This window comes from Mesorhizobium tianshanense (genome assembly GCF_007830515.1).
Lineage (GTDB): Bacteria > Pseudomonadota > Alphaproteobacteria > Rhizobiales > Rhizobiaceae > Mesorhizobium > Mesorhizobium tianshanense.
Genome location: NZ_VLKT01000013.1, coordinates 74991 through 92061 on the forward strand (window position 1 = coordinate 74991; position 17071 = coordinate 92061).

Genomic DNA, 17071 nt, shown 5'->3' on the forward strand with positions numbered 1-17071 from the left:
GGCTCCGTGTCTTTAGAGCAAGATGAAGGATGCCTATATGTGCGAAGCGGCCGGACTGGCCGCGACCTGACCAGATGGCCAGTCGAGCGCCCAACTAGCCGTCAGGCGAGTACCCGCCACTGCGCTGCCGAGCGATATCTGGGGTATGAAAAGACCCAGGAGACCCCACATGAGCGACTTCAATCTGAGCGCATTTTCCGATGCCATCGCCGATAGCGCCGCCGCAGCGGCGCCGGCGACGGCAAGCTTCGCCACCCATCATCACCGCACGGCAACGGCCTTCCATTGGAATGACGGCTATTTCGTCACCGCCGAGGAGGCCGTGGAAACCGGCGAGGAAATCGAACTGACGCTGGCTGCGGGCGAGACTGTGAAGGCCGAACTGGTCGGACGCGACCCTTCGACCGGTGTCGCGCTGCTGAAGCCGGCAGGCGCCGCCAGCGCACCGTCGCTGGCCAAGGCGGATGCCGTGCGGCCGGGCAGTCTGGCCATCACCGTGGGCAATAGCGAAGGTGCTGCGCTCGCCGTGTTCGGCACAGTCGGCGAGGTCGGCCCGGCCTGGCGCTCGATGCGCGGCGGCACGATCGACCGGCGCATCAATCTGGCCGTCAATGCCGGCAGCCGTTTCGAGGGCGGCCCGGTGCTCGACGCCAAGGGCGCGCTGATCGGCATGCTCCTGTTTGGGCCGCGCCGGCGGGCGCTGGTCATGCCTTACGAAACGATCGAGCGGGCGGTGGCGACGCTGCGCGAGAAGGGCCATGTCGCCCGCGGTTATCTCGGCGCCGGTTTGCATCCGGTCCGCAATGGCGACACGCATGGCGCCATGGTGATGAGCCTCGACGACAATGGCCCGGCGAAGGCGGCCGGTCTGCATCTTGGCGACATCATCGTGTCGTGGAACGGCGAGGCCGTGCATGGTCCGCGCGAGCTGATCCGCAAGCTTGGGCCGGACAGCGCCGGCGCGTCGGTGACGCTCGGCGTGGTACGCGGCGGTGAGCGTCGCGATGTTGCGGTGACCATCGGCGAAAAGCCGCTGAGCTGAGGGGATAATGGCAAGCGGCGAAGTCATGACCGGGAGGCGATTGACGGTGCTGATCGCGTTGGCCGATGCCGCGCGCGCCGAACATTTGTCCACTGCCCTTGCCGCGAGCGACGATCTGCTGCCGATTGTGGCCGGCAGCGGCGATGGTGTTGACCAAGTGGACGTCGCCATCGTCGACGACAAAAACCTGGAAGGTGGGGCCACCGATCCAGCGATACCTCAGGTGCTGTTGTCTCAACGAGGGAGCCGGCAGCGGCTGGCCGACACCGTGTTTGCCGTGCTGCCGGCCGCAGCGGACGATCTGCTGGTCGCTGCCGCCGTGCGGCTGGCGGCAGCCGGTTATCGGATCTCGGGCGCGGGCCGCCCTTTGTCCGATCGGCATGACGATTTCGCTTTCCATGACGACGACCTGTTCGACGAGGGGCCGGCCGACGACAGGGCCGACCGGCCGGCGCTTTCGCCGCGCGAGAGCGAAGTGCTTGCGCTTCTGGCCGAAGGCGCGCCCAACAAGGTGATCGCGCGCCGGCTGAATATTTCCGTGCACACGGCGAAGTTCCACGTCGCGGCGATCCTGATCAAGCTGGGTGCGGCCAACCGCACCGACGCGATCGCCACCGCCATGCGGCAGGGCCTGGTGCTGGTCTAACTTGTCCTTCCAAGCCTACGCAGCGTAACCCTCACTCGGCGTGTTGGGCCTTGCGCGGCACGCAACCGTCGCGCAAGGATCACGCCGGTAATGTTGCAAGGGAGGCGCAAAGACATGTCGCTCAAGGGAAAGACGCTGTTCATCTCCGGCGGGTCGCGCGGCATCGGGCTGGCGATCGCGCTGCGCGCCGCGCGCGACGGCGCCAATGTGACGATCGCGGCCAAGACCGCCGAGCCGCATCCAAAGCTGCCGGGCACGATCTACACCGCCGCTGAGGAGATCGAGCAGGCCGGCGGCAAGGCCTTGCCCGTGCTGTGCGACATACGCGAGGAAGGGCAGGTCGCCGAAGCGGTCGCCAGGACCGTCGAAAAGTTTGGCGGCATCGACATCTGCGTCAACAATGCCAGCGCCATCCAGCTCACCGGCACGCTGGAGACCGACATGAAGCGCTACGATCTGATGCATCAGATCAACACGCGCGGCACGTTCCTGGTTTCCAAAATGTGCATTCCGCACCTGAAGTTGGCTGACAATCCTCACATTTTGAATCTGGCGCCGCCGCTCGACATGAAGACCAAATGGTTCAAGAACCATGTCGCCTACACAATGGCCAAGTTCGGCATGTCGATGTGCACGCTGGGCATGAGCGCGGAGTTCGCTAGGGACGGTATCGCTGTCAATTCGCTGTGGCCGATCTCGACGATCGATACGGCAGCGGTGCGCAATCTTCTGGGCGGGGCGACGGTGGCGGCGATGAGCCGTTCGCCCGACATCATGGCCGATGCCGCGCATGCGATCCTGCTCAGGCCGTCGCGCGAGGCAACCGGTAATTTCTACATCGACGAGGAAGTGCTGCGAGCCGAGGGCGTCAGCGATTTTTCGATCTATGCGCCAGGCGCGACAGGACCGCTCGCCGGCGATTTTTTCGTGCCCGACGAGGTGTTTGCGAATTCGGATACGAACATCAAAGGGGTCTAAAATCGCGCTGCTGACGCTTTGCCTCGAGAAAGGCCTCGACATCGAATGGCTCCGGCTCACCCGATTTGTCGCCTTCGTCGATCGCGGAGCCGCTCGAGTTACAAAAGACCGTCGCGGCCGGTCGCATTCGTTTGGGAAGGGGTTTGAGGCCGAGGGTCCTCCCTCGAAGCCGGAAACAAAACCCCGCCGGCGAGGGGGGCCGGCGGGGCTCATGTGTCCCGCTGGAGTCGGGACAGGGCAGGGAACGCCCTGCACAGAATCTGGGGTGGGCGGCCACGCGATTCAATGAGTGCCGTCAAAGTCGCGGGAGACAATCCTTGTTCAGCATGCTCTTCTGAGGATAGCCCATCCCGCTAAAACCGGGATGGGCTACGTCTTTATGTGTCGATTCCAAAACCAGTTCAGGCTTTTGGGATCATTGCTCTTAAGTTGGCCATCGCCTACTCCGCGCTGGCGACCGGCGCCACCAGCGAGGTGATCCGGCGGATGGCGACGCGACGGTTCTCGCGCTCAGGCTCCGACGTGTTGACCTTGAGATACTCCTCGCCATAGCCCTGTGTCGTCAGGTTCTCCGGCGGGATGCTGAAGGCATTGGTCAGGGCTTCGGCGACCGCCTCGGCGCGGCGGTCGGACAGCGCGAGGTTCGCCTCCGGCCTGCCGACGGCATCGGTATGGCCTTCGATCAGGAAGGTTTCCGCCGGGTTCTTCTCCAGCAGCCTCTCCATGGCGGTGGCGACGCCTTCCAGTTTCTGCACTTCACTGTCGGGGATCGATGCCGAACCGAATTCGAAGTTCAGTGTGTCGAGGTCGACACGGCGCGCAATGTCGCGGACGCGGGCCGAACGCTTGACCTCGTCGATCGAATACAGGCGCTGCACCCTCTCCACGGGAGGCTGTTCGAGGAAGGTGTAGTAGTCATCCGGATCCTCGATGTCTTCGGCGTCCAGAATGTACTCCTCGCGCGGAATGTCGAGCCGTATTGGCGGCAGGTCATCGCCCGGATCACGCCAGTCGTCGACATCCTCGTAGTACCGCTCGTCGACATAGCTCAGCACATATTCACGGCCGTCCGGCGCGATGCGTGAGCGCTGGATGACGTTGCCGTAGCGATTGCGGATGGTGACGATCTGGATACCGTTCTCACGCTCGACGATTTCCCGGGTGCGATCGCCCGGCAGCTCCTCATAGTAGACCTCCCTGGCGCCACGATGCAGGCGCGGGGCATCATTGCTCTCCACGATTGTCTGGTTGTTGAACTGGAGGATGACGCGGTCGCCGAATTCCCTGACGATATTAGCGCCTTCCGGGCGTGGGCGGCGGCGGACATCTTCGAAATCCGGGGCACGTTCGACCCGCGTGCCCTTTTCCTGCGTCACCGGGGCGATCGTTCCAGGCCTGATTTCCTGCTGGGCCGCCCTGTCGTCGGTGGGCGGCGGCCCCTGATCGACCGGAGCCGGCCTCGGGGCCTCCGCTTGCTCGCCGTCCTGCTGGCCAGGCTGACTGCCCTCTTGGTCGCCTGCGTCCTGGCGGCCGGTTTCTTGCGCTCTGTCCCTGCCGCCCTTGCGCTTGCGCACGGCATCCTTCTGGCTGTCGAACACCGGGGCTGCGTTTGGATCGGCCGAAGCCTCGCCCTGGACCGGACCTTCCCCTTCGGCGGGTGCGGCTTGTTCGCCCTCGGCGGGCTGCTCACCGGTAGACGGCTGCTCACCCGTTGCTGGCTGTTCTTCAGCAGGCTTCCTGCGCTTTCTCGCCTGGTCCAAAGGCTGTTCGCCCTCGGCAGGAGCGGCTTGCCGGTCAGCTGGAGTGGGACGCGGCTCGGCCTGCTCAGCGGGCTGTTCGGAAGGTGCGGCCTCCTGCTGTTGCCGGTCGCGCTTCTTTCTGCGCGGTGTGGGCTGCTCTTCGTCGCTCGCGGGGGCGGCCTGCTCGGCGGGCGCGGCTTCGATCTGCTGTTGCTGGTCGCGCTTCTTTCTGCGCGGCTTGAGCTGCTGCTCGTCGTTTGCAGGGGCCGCCTGTTCAGAAGGTGCGGCCTCGATCTGCTCCCTCTGCTGGTCGCGCTTCTTCTTGCGCGGTCTTGGCTCGGACTCGGCTGGTGCGACCTGTTCGGCTGGCGCGGATTCGGTTTGCTGCTGCTGGCGTTTCTTCCTGGGCTTTTGCTCGGGCTCGGCCTGCTGCTCGGCTGGCGCGGATTCGGTTTGCTGCTGCTGGCGTTTCTTCCTGGGCTTTTGCTCGGGCTCGGCCTGCTGCTCGGCTGGCGCGGATTCGGTTTGCTGTTGCTGGCGTTTCTTCCTGGGCTTTTGCTCGGGCTCGGCCTGCTGCTCGGCTGGCGCGGATTCGGTTTGCTGCTGCTGCTCGCGTTTCTTCCTAGGCTTCCGCTCCGGTTCTGCCTGCTGAGCGCAGGCTTCCGCTGACTCGCCTTCGGCGCAATTCGATTGCACCAGGACCAGTGGGGCTGTCGCGCGTTGCAAAGGATTGAACGCGGTGCTGCCCTGCAGCGGGAACGCGCCCAACGGCGCGGATGCCATCAACAGGCCAAGTGCCGTGCCTGCCAGAATCCGTGGTTGGCGTTTCATCAGAAAGTCTCCTTGTGGCGTCCCATCCCGGCCCAAACTGTCTTCAACCGGATTGGTTCCGGTTTGCGGGCATTAACGGCCGGGAAGGGCGATTGGCCGGCGTTTTGAAGGCGACTTCGTGTCATTCCCATGGTGCTGGCAGGGTTTGCGGCTGTTGCGGTGCTTGACCTTGACGCCAGCGAGGGCCACATCCCCGCAATGGAAACGCCGTTCTGGAAAACCAAGACGCTCGAAACGATGACCACGGCCGAGTGGGAGTCGCTTTGCGACGGCTGCGGCAAATGCTGCCTGTCGAAACTCGAGGACGAAGACACCGGCGAGATCTACTGGACGAGCGTCGGCTGCCGGCTGTTCGACGCCGAAACTTGCCGTTGCTCGGACTATGCCAACCGGCTGGCGCGCGTCCCGGACTGCGTCGGGCTGACGCCGCAGAATGTGCGCACCATCAGTTGGCTGCCCAAGACCTGCGCCTACCGGCTTGTCGCCGAGGGCCACGATCTCTACTGGTGGCACAGGCTGGTGTCGGGCAGCGCGGAGACAGTGCACGAGGCCGGCATCTCGATGCGCGACCGGGTTAGCGCCAGCGAAACCGATCTTGCCGAGCCGGACGACTATTTCGAGCACATGCTGGACGACGAGCCTTAAAGCGCGTCGCGTCTGAAAGGATCCTGCGACGCGCTTGAGTTCCTATTTTTTTATGCATGTGGTTGTCCCAAAACCGTTGCGCACCCTCGGTTCAAGACCGAGGGGCATGCTTTTGAGCGCCGTGCATGAGGATCCCGCCCGGAACCGGCGGGAAAACCAGACGTTTTCTATCGGTGGTATCCGGAACCGGTCGCGGGAGGCGCAAGACTGCCATTATCCCTCGGCTTGCACCTGAACCGGAAATGAACGGCTGGTTCGTAAAAAGTTCAGATACGCAGGCGCATTCTCCTCCCATCGGTTCGACGAAACGGGCGGAAGCCCTGAACAAGGAGAGAAGACAATGTTCAACACGATCAAAACGGCGACCCTTTCGGCCCTTGTCGCTCTTGGCACGCTTGCCGCTGTCCCCGCTCATGCAGACAGCATCTATCTCGGTTTCGGCAACAACGACGATTCCCGTGCCGGCGTTTATGTCCAGGATTACCGTTATCGCGAACGCCACCGCGAACGCGACTGGCGCCGGTCGTGCTCGCCCGATCGTGCCCTCGGCAAGGCGGAGCGCATGGGCCTGCGCCGCGCTCGCATCGTCGATATCAGCCGCCGCACGGTCAAGGTCGCGGGCCGCCGGTATGGCGACCGCATGGTGATCGTGTTCGCCAATGAGCGCGGCTGCCCGGTCATCTACCGGTAAACGTTCATCTACCGGTAAACGTTCGGCAGGTTGCCGACCGGCAACGGCTTCTCGTTTAGGCATGATCTTTCGCGAGATCAGCTTGGGACATGACCTTCTGCGAAGGTCAGTCCGGAGTAGTAGAGCCCCTTTCCAGCAGGGCGGACGGGTGCGGCTCGAAAAAACCCCGGAGGATCAGTCCTCCGGGGTTTTTTCATGCGGCAGGATCGATGTTGCCGGTTGGTCTGCCCCGCGCCTCAACAGGGCCGAACCAACCGAAGCGTTCAGGCGGCGGTCATTTCAACTCGAACGTGACAGTGACCTGCACCGTGTAGGAATTCTCGCCGGCCTGCACCGGAACCGATGCGCGGGCGGCGTCGAAGGCCTTGGCGTTCATCGGCATCGGCGGCGGCGCGACGTTCTGGTCCGTGATTTCCAGCACCCGTCCGATGCTGACGCCGGCGGCTTCAGCCAGCGTCTTGGCCTTGGCCATGGCGTCGGCGACCGCCTTCTTGCGGGCCTCGGTGACAGTTGCAGCCGGATCCTCATTGGAAAACGAGATTCCGCCGCCCTGGTTGACGCCAAGCGATACCGCCTTGTCGAGAATCTCGCCGGTCTTATCGATATCGCGGATGCGCACCGAAAGCGTATTGTTCACCTGATAGGCGACGAGTTCGGCTTCCTGGCTGCCGTCCGGCTTGTTGGTGTAGTTGTAGCGCGGGCTGATCTGGATGCCGGCTGTCTGCAGATCGCGCTCCTTGATGCCAGCCGACTTCATAGCGGCGATCACGGAGGCCATGGCATCGTTGTTGGCATCGAGCGCGGCGCGCGCGGTCTTGGCCTCGCGCATGACGCTGAGCGTCAGCAGCGCCAGATCGGGGGCCGCGGTCGCTTCGCCTTCCCCGGTGACGACGATGCGCGGCGGGGGCGGCGAATCGGCAGCGCTGGCCATCGCCGGAAAAACGATTGCGGCGGCGAGCGCCAAGGGCAAAAGGTGTCTGGTCATGAAAATCTCCTCGGTCTGCGATCCAGTCGCGCTTGTCGACTAGCGCATCGGCCCGAAAATCGGAATCGATTTTTGCTGCGCCGATCCGTTTCGGAAAGCACGATGCGTAGGTTCAAAGCGGTAGAGCGTACTTCGTTGTGCGTCCGCGTGGACGAACGTCGCTCTAGTGTCTGAATATGGGCTGATTTGGGCGATCTCGGCCAACCCGTCCGGAAAGCCTTGTGCGTTTCGGGGAAAAACATTAATCCAGCCGCGTGTGGGGCCTGTAGCTCAATGGTTAGAGCCGGCGGCTCATAACCGCTTGGTTGGGGGTTCGAGTCCCTCCGGGCCCACCAACAATTTAACTTATTGATTTTGTTATATTTTATGACCATATTCACCTCGGCGTTTTGGACTCGAACCCCTTGAGCCTTCGGTATCGGAAGTTTCCATTGCAAGCAGGTGAAAAGCTTCGTGATTCCCGTTGCAATGAAGCGGTCTTCAGCGCCTAGTTGGTGGGGTTGCTGCCTAGCTGGTAAGCCGGCAGACCCAGACTCGTACAACTGGTGCCACCGGATCGCCTATTTTATCAGTCGCGAAACCGGCAATGCGGTTGCCTATTCGTAGACGAGGCCTTTGCGCCGCAGGCGCTCGCGCATGTCGTTGACGTCTAGACTGAGCTTGCTGGCGGCGTAAAGGCTGCGCTTTTCTTCTTCCATCGCCTCGCGCTTGCGGGCGGTTTCAAGAACCCTTCCCACGGTTTCGCGCGGCACCACGCACACGCCATCGTCATCGGCCACGATGACGTCGCCTGGCCGGATGTGGGCGCCGGCGCACACGATCGACACCTGGACGTTGCCGAGCGTCTCCTTGACCGTCCCTTGTGCGCTGATCGCCTTCGACCAGACCGGGAAGGCCATGGAGCGCAGGGTCGACACATCGCGCACGCCTGCGTCGATGATCAGGCCTCTAATGCCTTGCGCCTTGGCCGATTCGGCCAGCAGGTCGCCGAAATAGCCGTCCTCGCAGGGCGAGGTCGGGGTCACGACCAGGATGTCGCCCGGCCGCGCCTGTTCCAGCGCGACGTGGATCATCCAGTTGTCGCCCGGCGCAACTTCACAGGTCAGCGCGTTGCCACCGATCCTCGCGCCGTCGTAGATCGGTCGCAGCCGAGTGGCGAGCAGGCCTGTCCGGCCCTGCGCCTCGTGGACCGTGGCCACGCCAAGCTGGCCAAGAGCCTCGCAGGTCTCGATCGGCGTGCGCTCGGTTTTCGTGACGACTCTGGCCATGGGTGTTCTCCTGGAAAGATGAGGTGCGGCGTCTGGCCCCGCGTCCGAACGGCGCTCATTGGGTGGCCTAGCGCCCTTGCGCCTTCAGCCGCCTGTCAAGCCTCGGATAGACCTTGCGGGCATTGCCTTCGAACACGGCCTTCCGCTCTGCCTCGCCGAGCGAAAGCGCGTCGATGTAGCGCCGCGTGTCGTCGAAGTCGAAGCCGGTCTCCGGGTCGATGGCCTTGACCGCTCCGAGCAGCTCGGACCCGAACAGGATGTTGGCCGGACCAACGACGCGGAACAGCATGTCGATGCCTGCCTGGTGATAGACGCAGCTGTCGAAGTAGACGTTGCGCAGCAGGTGCTCGCCCAGTTCAGGCCTGTCCAGCATCATCGCCAGGCCGCGATAGCGTCCCCAGTGATAGGGCGCTGCGCCGCCGCCGTGCGGAATGATCAGCTTGAGATCGGGAAACGCGCTGAACAGGTCGCCCTGGATCAGCTGCATGAATACGGCGGTATCCGCGTTGATGTAGTGCGCGCCGGTCGTATGCAGGCATAAGCTGCAGGAGCCGGAGACATGGATCATGGCCGGCACCTGCAGCTCGACCAGCTTTTCGAAGAGCGGGTACCAGTAGCGGTCGTGGATCGGCGGCGCCGACCAGAAGCCGCCTGACGGATCGGGATTGAGGTTGCAGCCGACGAAGCCAAGCTCGACGACGCAGCGCTCGAGCTCGGCAAGGACCGGCTTCAGGTCGCCGCTCATCGATTGCGGCAGCTGGCATACGCCGGCGAAGTTGGCCGGGAACATGTCGACGATGCGGGCGATCAGATCGTTGGAGATGCGCGACCACTCGGCATTGGCGTCGGCGTCGCCGATATGATGGCCCATGCCCGAAGCCCGCGGCGACAGGATGGTCACGTCCGAGCCTCGCTCGCGCTGCAGGCGCAACTGGTTCTGTTCGATCGTTGCCCTCAGCACGTCGTCTGAAATGCCGGGATAGGCGGGCATTGCGTCCCGCCTGCCTTCGACGAACTCGACCTGCGTCTTGCGAAAGGCATGATGCTCCGGCGGTTCGCTCGTGTAATGGCCGTGGCAGTCGATGATCATTTCGTTCTCTTCGCGTACAAGATTGCGGATCGCTGCGCCGTTCCGCGGTTGCCGGTAAGCGGCGGACGGTGAAGCCCGCCGCTGCCGATCGTCCGCCTACGGTTCGAGCACGTAGTTGGTGAAGCCGCCGTCACCGGAGGTGACGCCGTTGATGGCCTCGTTGATCCGCTCAAGCGGATACGTCCTGGCCTCCAGCACCGAAAGATCGATCGCGCCGGAGCGGACCATGTCGGCTACCTCCATGCCCTCGGCCGTGGTCAGCCAGGCCGAGCCGATGAGCTCCATCGAATTGTCCATCCACCACTTGGTGTTGAACAGCATGTCGCTGCCGGTGCCGCCGATGTTGACGATGCGGCCGCCGCGCTTGACCCCCATCATGGCGTCCTTCATGGCATTGACGTCGGCGACCGCACCGAGGCAATCGAGCATGAAGTCGGCGCCAAGACCGTTGGTCTGCGAGCGGACCCAGTCGGCGACCTTGCCGTCCTGGTTGGAGAAGGTCTGGATACGGTTCGGGGCAAGCTGCTTCAGCCGGTCGAGCAGGGGCTTGCCACGGGCCACCGCGTAAACCGTTGAGACGCCCATGGCGAGGGCGAAGAGAGTCGCGCCGACGCCCAGCGTGCCCGTCGCGCCATTGATGATCAGCGACTTGCCGGTCGGTATGCCGAACTTCTTGATCGCGGAATAGGAGGTACCGAGGTAACCCATGCGGGCGGCCTGCGGAAAGGTCATGTTGTCGGGGATCTTGACGATCGCATTCTGAGGCGCGCGCATGAACTGGGCGAAGCCACCTTCCGGATACCGCTTGTAGATCTCAAGGCTGTTCCTGTTGAAGCCGAAATAGCCATTGAAGGTGAAGTACTCGCACTTCGCCTGATGGCCGCTGGCGCAGGCATGGCATGCGCCGCAGGAGCGCAGCGGATTCACATAGACACGGTCGCCGGGCTTGATGGCCACGACCTGGTCGCCGACTTGATGCACGATGCCCGCGGGGTCGAGGCCGAAGATCGCCGGCTTCATCGGCAGCGGCTGATGCGGATACCAGGTCTCCCAGTTGTTGAGCACGTTCGCGAGGTTGGGCACCATCCCGCAAGCCTTGACCTCGACGACCACATCCGTGCCGGATGCCATCGGCTTCGCCACGTCCTCAACACGCATCGGCTCGTTCACGGCATGAAGCCGTGCCGCCCGCATCATTATCGTCATCGTCTGTTCCTCCCAATATGCCAGTTCGCGGAGACGTCTCGTTGACATTCCTTGTAGACTGTGGATACCGTACAGTATCTGGATTGGGTGACGCAAGAGCCGATTTCCACCGACGACAGCATTTGCGGGAAATGTCGGCGAACGCCGCATCGGTTGCGGCCTGGCGACAAACGCTTCGGCTCCGCTGGATGAGAGAACGTCGCCCGATATGGCAACAAGGACGGGAGGAAGGGCCGGGCGGTTCCTTCGACGTTCTACACGGAGGAATCAGTGCCGGAGTTCATGCTAACGCCAATCGATCTCCTGCGCATTCTGTGCGGGATTTGGTTCATTCCGCATCTCATTGGAAAGATCAGGAACTTCGAAAAGGCGACAAAGACGTTCGAGGCCGCCGGACTGAAGCCAGGAAAACCCTTCATCGTGCTGACGGTTGCGCTGGAATTTGTTGCCGCCGTTGGAATGGTGTTCGACATCTATCCACGATGGGCTGCGGCGTGCGGAGTGGCCGTCTTGCTGGGCGCAGCCTATGCGGTGGTGCGGATCAACGGCCCGCGCTGGCGCTGGCAGTTGATGGGTCCCGAATACCCGATCTTCTGGGCGCTTGCCTGTATTGTTTCGGCCTTCTAACCTTCGGCCGATTCGGATACCAAAGGTATCCCAATGAATGGCTTGGAAGGATAGAGAATGGCGCGACTGACGCGCGAACAGAGCCAGGCTCTGACCCGCGAGAAGCTCTTGCTGTCGGCGAGCGAAGTCGTGGCTCGCGACGGCTATTCCGGGGCGACCATTGAACGTATCGCAGAAGAAGCCGGCTACTCGAAGGGCGCCTTCTATTCGAACTTCGAGAACAAGGAAGACATCTTCCTTCAACTGCTCGAGCGCCATGCCGGTGGCGACGTGGTCGAGCTCACCGGCCTGCTCGACGGCTACGATGACCCGAAAGAGATCATCGATGCGATGTGCGATTGGGCCAATCAGCGGGCGAAGGACAAGCGCTGGGGAACGCTTGCCATCGACCTGTTACGGATCGCCCGCCGCGATAACACGCTGGAAGAGCGGCATCTGCGCCTGTTCAAGGACCAGTGGGAGGGCCTGGGCAAGTTGCTGTCCGGAAAGCTTTTTCCCCATGGCGGTGCCGATATCGAGCCGCTTTATGTGGGCGGCGTCGTTCTGGAACTCATCTATGGCGGCCTCTCCAGCTTCATGAAGGACGATTCGCCGGGCGAGATGGTGAGGGCCACACTCACCTCAATGCATCAGGCCCATCTCTACCGCCACATGAAGCAGCCAGCTGCCCGCGGATAGGGTGGGCGTATCGGGGCCCGCCCTAGTTCGCACCCGGGCCGTTCAGGCGCGCGCCCTGTCATTTGTCGGGTGCCGCTACCAGCATCATCTGCAGCCGACACACGAGCTGCTCGGCCTCCCTTGCGTCAGCGGCCGTACCGAAACCACATGGTCGGGCCGCACCAGGGCGGCGCGCGCGCCATTCGCGGTCAGCCAGTCCGCGAGAACGCGATCTTCTTCCACCAGCGGCGAGGGGTAGGATCTCTCTTGCGCCACGCGATGCACGGCAATGCCCACCTGCCGCGCCTTGTCCAGGAGGGTGGGCGAGGGGTCCATGTCGCCGGCGATGAGAAGCTGGAATCCTGGCGGCAACGCATCGTCGAGCCGCATCCGGCCGAAAGGCCCGATGATCCAGGGTTGAGGACATGGCTCACCGGCGCCAGGGCTCGGCGAGCCGTCGATGTTGCTGGCGACAAGCCCATGACGGATGGGCGGAAAGAGGTTCTGACGGATCTGGACACCTTGGCCCGCGCGCATGGCTGCGGCCATCTCGGCATCGCGCGCCTGCGCCTTGTCCGGATCCAGCTCGCAGATGAACTGTCCAAGCCGCTTGGTGATGTCGATGACTTCGCGCATGAACGGCCGGCGCTCGGCCTGGTAGGTGTCGAGGAGGTGCTCCGCTCCGCCGTCGATCCATGCAAGATTGGCTGCATCCTTGATGCCCTGCACCATCCCCTGCGCGAGAAACGGCGGGGTCATGTGGCAGGCATCGCCGGCGAGAAAGACACTGCCCACCCGCCACTGCTCCGCAACAAGAGCGTGGAAGTTGTAGGTCGCCGAGCGCCATAGCCTGGCTTGATCCGGCCGAAGCCAGCGCGAAAGCAATTGCCAGATGCGTTCCGGGCGGTTGATCTCCAGCGGATTTTCATCCGGCAGGATCATGAACTCCCAGCGTCGTAGCCGGTCAGGCCCGCACACATATGTGTGCGCGGGCGCGCGGGATCGCAGAACTGGATGTTGGTTTCCGGCAATGGCGCGCCCGGATCCTCCAGTATCATGTCCACCACGAGCCAGGGTTCGTCGAAGTCGAGGTCCTCCAGCGCGACACCGAGCCTGCGCCGGACGAAGCTGTTCGCGCCGTCGCAACCGACGACATAGCGCGGAGCGCGCCTTGTGCGCTCACCGCTCGTCTTGTCGCGCAAGCGTCAGGACCGGTCTTTCGGGATTTTCAAGGCCGACGAGTTCCGTTCCGGTGCGCAGCGACAGATTGGCGAACCTCTTGCCGTTGGCGCGCAGAGCCCGTTCAAGCTCCGGCTGCAGGAAGGTTTGGTAGGGCGGCCAGGCAAGCGGGTAGGGCTCGGAAGGAGACTCGAACCGGCGCAACAGGACACCGTCGGCGGACCTGTATTCCGATGGGCGATAGTGCCCCGTCACCGCGGCCACGGCGTCGGCCGCGCCGATGTTCTGGAAGACCCGCATCACCTCATGGTCCATGCCGATCGCGCGCGGCAGTGCATAGACGTCGTCTGCGGCGTCTATGCCGTCCACCCGAACTCCTACTGCCGCAAGAAGATTGCACAAGGTGATGCCGACCGGGCCGAGCCCAACCACCACGACGTCCGTCTCATCTTCCGTCATCAATGAGACCCCCGTTGGTTTCGGTCCTCGGCTCGGTGCGAGCTGCCGCGCGGCCATCACTGCAGGAAAGTCGGCACCGTGAGCCCCAGCCGAACGGCTGCATCGGCGAGATTCCTGGCCGTGCCCTTCGCCAGCGGGATGCCGTTGGCGGCGCGCGCCCGCCCGGTCTGGAAGCCGCGTTCGCCGGGTAGTTTCACGCCATCGGAGCCGGCTGCCGGGTCGAGCGCATGGATCGCGCCGGCGAGGCTTTCCACCGAGGCGAGAAAGGACGACGGGTCGCCGAAGGCGGCCGGATCGATGGCAAGCATAAGGCCATTGAAGCCGCCGTTCTTCTCGCCGTGCAGGAACGGCGCGATGACCGCATTGCCCACCAGCACGCTCGACAGGATCTCGATCATCAGCGACAGGCCGGATCCCTTCGGGCCGGCCATCGGCAGGATGGCCGCCACCTTATGCGGGTCCTGCGTTTCGAGGCCGTTGGCGTCGATGGCCCAGCCTTTGGGGATCGGGTTACCGGAATCCTTCGCCGCCATGATCTTGCCGAGCGCGACGGCGGCAGTGGACATGTCGAGCACGATGGGATCGGCGCCACCAGGCCGCGGAACGGCGATCGACAGCGGATTGGTCGACAGCGCCTCGCCCTTTGCGCCAAAATAGCTCATGAACGGTCTCGACGCGGTCATGGCGATGCAGATCAGGCCTCGGGCCGCCAATTGGGTGGTGAAGTAGCCGATTGCGCCGGCATGGGATATGGCGCGGGCGCCGCACCAGCCGATGCCGAACGATTCCGCCAGGTCACCGGCTTTGCCTGCCGCATGCATCATGGCGACGGCGCCCGGCGCCCTTCCGTAGTCGAAGACGCAAGTCGCCCCGAGCTCCCGGATCAGCTTCGGCTGTTGACCGGCGCGCACGACAGCGGTCTCGATCATCTCGACGTAGCGCGGGATCCTGAGAACACCGTGCGAATCCGCGCCACGCATATTGGCCCACACCAGCAGCCGCGCGGTTTGTGCCGCCTCGTCCGGCGTATAGCCGGCAGCATTGAGCAGCGCGGTCGCAAAATCCGTCAGTTCGCTTTCCTGGGCGACGGGCATGCCGAGTGTCTCCTGGTCTGGCCGCATCGACCTCAAGCTGCCGGCGTTGCCGGGAAGAATTTGTCGAGCCAGCCTTTGAGCATCATCTTGGTACGTGGCGCGTCCTGCGGTGCGAGCGGGAAGTGGGCGGTGCCCGAGATCAGCATCAGTTCGGCCGGCTGCCCGGCTTTCTCGAACAGGCGGATGGACTGTTCGGTCGGCGTGATGATGTCGTCGGCGGTGTGGAAGAACAGGGCTGGCCGGGGCGCGATGTTGGCAACCACGTCCTCCGCCCTGAAATTCATCATGCTCCATGCCGTCTCGGTCGGGATTTCCATGATCGCCTTGGGCGACAGGTTCTTGCGCAATTTTTCCGGGATCGGCACGGCGTCGAACCGCGAGATCCACATGCTCTCGCCAGTCGCGCGCTTGTGCTCGCGTCCCTTCTCGAGCAGGCCCATGAAACGCTCCCAGGCTTCCGGCGTGGGGTGTTGGCCGCGGAACTTGCGCTCGCCGTGACCCCAGCCGCATGACGAGATGACGCAGGCGAGCCGTTCATCCACGCCTGCCGTATAGACCGAAACCGCGGCGCCGAAGCTGTGGCCGGTAATGCCAATCCGCTTCGGATCGATCTCAGGGCGCTTCGCAAGGAAGGTCAGCGCGTTCTTTGCGTCGGCGACCTGATCGAAGCAGCGCACCTGAGCGCGCTCGCCCTCGCTCTCGCCGCAGCAGCGGAAGTCGAAGCGCAGCGCGGCGTAGCCGAACGTCTCCATCATCTCTGCCTGGATCTGCGCGTGCGACTCGTCCTTGGAACCGACGAAGCCGTGGCAGACGATGAACGCCGGCAGCTTCTGTCCGGGACGGTGGCTGTCGGGAATGTGCAGAACCGCCGACAGTTTCAGGCCGTCGGATTCGAACGTCAGTTTTTCCTGCATAACAATCTCCTATCCGAAGCAGCGCCCCGCCCGAGTCGAGCTGCTTGGCCTTGCTTGCGTGTGTGGTCTGCCGCCGCGTCTTTCGGATCAGTCGATCCTGGCGAATGGAAAATGGTGCTCGCGCCATTCCTGGGGTGCGGGAGACCCCCAGACATTCATCTGGCGGACGTTTCCCGGGCGCTCCAGGTTGGTGATGACGTTGGGCACGAAGTGGGCGTCGTCGGCGACCGTGTGCATGGCGCCGGAGCACTCGACCATCGCGCCGCTGGCATCCAGATAGTAGGCGTAGGTGTTGTCGCCCGGACGATGGCGGCCCGGCCCCCAAAGGACCTGGCGGTCGAACCCGTCGAGAATGTCGCCAAGCCGGCAATAGTCGCTGAAATGGCTGAACTCGAAAGAGTAGTGGTGAAGCCCGACCGGGCCCTTCACCAGACCCAGAATGTGATGCTGGCGGTTGCCGCCATGCATCCAGCTCAGCGCCTCGTTGACCATGCGCTCGGTGAGCCGCATGCCGCAGATTTCGGAGAGCTGCTGCCTTGTGGTGACCGGGTCGGGCGTGATGAGATTGATGTGGTCGAGACGTCGCGGCTTGATGCCGTTGGTCGGGTAGCGCGGATTGTACATGTCGTCGCGCGCCGGGGTGTGTACCTCGAAGCGCAGTCCGTCCGGCGTCGCAAAGGTCACGCCGCCATCGCAGCACGCCAGGCTGGGATCGCGCGAGAGGATCCGGCAGCCGGCGCCGTCGACGCGCGAGGCGGCTTCCGCGACAGCCTCGGCGGTCAGCGCTTCGAGCCCGATCGTGTGGCAGGAATTCTCGTCGGAATGGAGAAGCACGAGTTCTGCCTTGCGGCCGTTCGAGCTCAGCCATGTCTCGCCCCCCGCCTGCTTGGTGACCCGCAGGCCGAGAATCTCCGTCGAGTCGTGGATCACGGCGTCTACATCACGGACATTCAGCTTTATGTGACCGACCCCAAACACCAGGTGCATCACCAGTCTCCTTCCTATGGCCGCAGCATGGCC

General features: G+C 63.7%; 18 protein-coding genes and 1 tRNA gene. 8 read left to right on the forward strand and 11 right to left on the reverse strand.

The genetic code is table 11. The annotated features are described in order from the left end of the window. Positions 1–169 precede the first annotated feature (169 nt). From IQ26_RS12515 to IQ26_RS12525, 3 genes are all read left to right on the forward strand, one after another. Positions 170–1042, forward strand: coding sequence for a S1C family serine protease (locus tag IQ26_RS12515; RefSeq protein WP_145717351.1), 873 nt, complete (start codon positions 170–172; stop codon positions 1040–1042). A 7-nt stretch (positions 1043–1049) separates the two neighbouring features. Next, positions 1050–1688: a helix-turn-helix transcriptional regulator gene (locus IQ26_RS12520; RefSeq protein WP_208760150.1), complete on the forward strand. Its 639-nt coding sequence runs from the start codon at positions 1050–1052 to the stop codon at positions 1686–1688. A 114-nt stretch (positions 1689–1802) separates the two neighbouring features. Continuing rightward, the gene (locus IQ26_RS12525) at positions 1803–2666 is read left to right on the forward strand and encodes an SDR family oxidoreductase (RefSeq protein WP_145717353.1); all 864 of its coding nucleotides are present in this window, start codon (positions 1803–1805) and stop codon (positions 2664–2666) included. Positions 2667–3106: 440 nt separating this feature from the next. Here the strand turns inward: IQ26_RS12525 and IQ26_RS12535 are convergent, their stop codons facing one another. Further along, positions 3107–5236, reverse strand: a complete 2130-nt coding sequence (locus IQ26_RS12535; RefSeq protein WP_145717470.1) for an OmpA family protein — start codon at positions 5234–5236, stop codon at positions 3107–3109. 198 nt (positions 5237–5434) lie between these two features. Between IQ26_RS12535 and IQ26_RS12540 the strand changes: the two genes are divergently transcribed. Together IQ26_RS12540 and IQ26_RS12545 are read left to right on the forward strand one after the other, a co-directional pair. Then, on the forward strand, positions 5435–5881 hold the full coding sequence (locus IQ26_RS12540) for a YcgN family cysteine cluster protein (RefSeq protein ID WP_145717472.1): 447 nt from the start codon (positions 5435–5437) through the stop codon (positions 5879–5881). Between the two features lie 340 nt (positions 5882–6221). Continuing rightward, positions 6222–6572 carry a hypothetical protein gene (locus tag IQ26_RS12545; RefSeq protein WP_145717357.1) on the forward strand — a complete coding sequence of 117 codons (351 nt, stop codon included), beginning with the start codon at positions 6222–6224 and terminating at the stop codon, positions 6570–6572. 274 nt (positions 6573–6846) lie between these two features. Here IQ26_RS12545 and IQ26_RS12550 read toward each other — a convergent pair whose 3' ends face one another. Continuing rightward, positions 6847–7557 carry an SIMPL domain-containing protein gene (locus IQ26_RS12550; protein WP_145717359.1) on the reverse strand — a complete coding sequence of 237 codons (711 nt, stop codon included), beginning with the start codon at positions 7555–7557 and terminating at the stop codon, positions 6847–6849. Between the two features lie 259 nt (positions 7558–7816). Here IQ26_RS12550 and IQ26_RS12555 point away from each other — a divergent pair. Next, positions 7817–7892 (forward strand) — tRNA-Ile (locus tag IQ26_RS12555). A gap of 261 nt (positions 7893–8153) precedes the next feature. Here the strand turns inward: IQ26_RS12555 and IQ26_RS12560 are convergent. The 3 genes from IQ26_RS12560 to IQ26_RS12570 all read right to left on the reverse strand — a co-directional run bounded on the left by IQ26_RS12560 (position 8154) and on the right by IQ26_RS12570 (position 11121). Next, positions 8154–8825 (reverse strand): 4-carboxy-4-hydroxy-2-oxoadipate aldolase/oxaloacetate decarboxylase, encoded by a 672-nt coding sequence (locus IQ26_RS12560; RefSeq protein ID WP_145717361.1) that lies wholly within the window; start codon positions 8823–8825, stop codon positions 8154–8156. Between the two features lie 67 nt (positions 8826–8892). After that, a complete protein-coding gene (locus IQ26_RS12565) occupies positions 8893–9915 on the reverse strand; it encodes an amidohydrolase family protein (protein ID WP_145717364.1) in 1023 nt (340 codons plus the stop codon). A 96-nt stretch (positions 9916–10011) separates the two neighbouring features. Then, on the reverse strand, positions 10012–11121 hold the full coding sequence (locus IQ26_RS12570) for an alcohol dehydrogenase catalytic domain-containing protein (protein ID WP_145717367.1): 1110 nt from the start codon (positions 11119–11121) through the stop codon (positions 10012–10014). A gap of 270 nt (positions 11122–11391) precedes the next feature. On the opposite strand from IQ26_RS12570, the gene IQ26_RS12575 reads away from it, so the two are divergent. Together IQ26_RS12575 and IQ26_RS12580 are read left to right on the forward strand one after the other, a co-directional pair. Then, entirely contained in the window at positions 11392–11748 is a 357-nt protein-coding gene (locus IQ26_RS12575) for a DoxX family protein (RefSeq protein ID WP_240547091.1), read from the forward strand. 57 nt (positions 11749–11805) lie between these two features. Then, positions 11806–12426 carry a TetR/AcrR family transcriptional regulator gene (locus IQ26_RS12580; protein WP_167522681.1) on the forward strand — a complete coding sequence of 207 codons (621 nt, stop codon included), beginning with the start codon at positions 11806–11808 and terminating at the stop codon, positions 12424–12426. An 84-nt stretch (positions 12427–12510) separates the two neighbouring features. On the opposite strand, the gene IQ26_RS40340 is transcribed toward IQ26_RS12580, so the two are convergent. From IQ26_RS40340 to IQ26_RS12600, 6 genes are all read right to left on the reverse strand, one after another. Beyond that, complete coding sequence (locus tag IQ26_RS40340) at positions 12511–13347, reverse strand: FAD-dependent monooxygenase (RefSeq protein WP_240547092.1); 837 nt, start codon at positions 13345–13347, stop codon at positions 12511–12513. Continuing rightward, entirely contained in the window at positions 13344–13607 is a 264-nt protein-coding gene (locus IQ26_RS41065) for an FAD-dependent monooxygenase (protein WP_276316419.1), read from the reverse strand. Before IQ26_RS41065 ends, IQ26_RS40340 begins: the two co-directional genes overlap by 4 nt. Beyond that, positions 13585–14043 carry an FAD-dependent monooxygenase gene (locus IQ26_RS40345; RefSeq protein WP_276316420.1) on the reverse strand — a complete coding sequence of 153 codons (459 nt, stop codon included), beginning with the start codon at positions 14041–14043 and terminating at the stop codon, positions 13585–13587. The genes IQ26_RS41065 and IQ26_RS40345 overlap by 23 nt, the downstream gene beginning before the upstream one ends. A gap of 56 nt (positions 14044–14099) precedes the next feature. Beyond that, a complete protein-coding gene (locus tag IQ26_RS12590) occupies positions 14100–15137 on the reverse strand; it encodes an Ldh family oxidoreductase (protein WP_145717369.1) in 1038 nt (345 codons plus the stop codon). A 32-nt stretch (positions 15138–15169) separates the two neighbouring features. Further along, entirely contained in the window at positions 15170–16051 is an 882-nt protein-coding gene (locus tag IQ26_RS12595; protein WP_145717371.1) for an alpha/beta hydrolase, read from the reverse strand. A gap of 87 nt (positions 16052–16138) precedes the next feature. Continuing rightward, positions 16139–17038 (reverse strand): VOC family protein, encoded by a 900-nt coding sequence (locus IQ26_RS12600; protein ID WP_240547093.1) that lies wholly within the window; start codon positions 17036–17038, stop codon positions 16139–16141. Between the last annotated feature and the right edge of the window lie 33 nt (positions 17039–17071).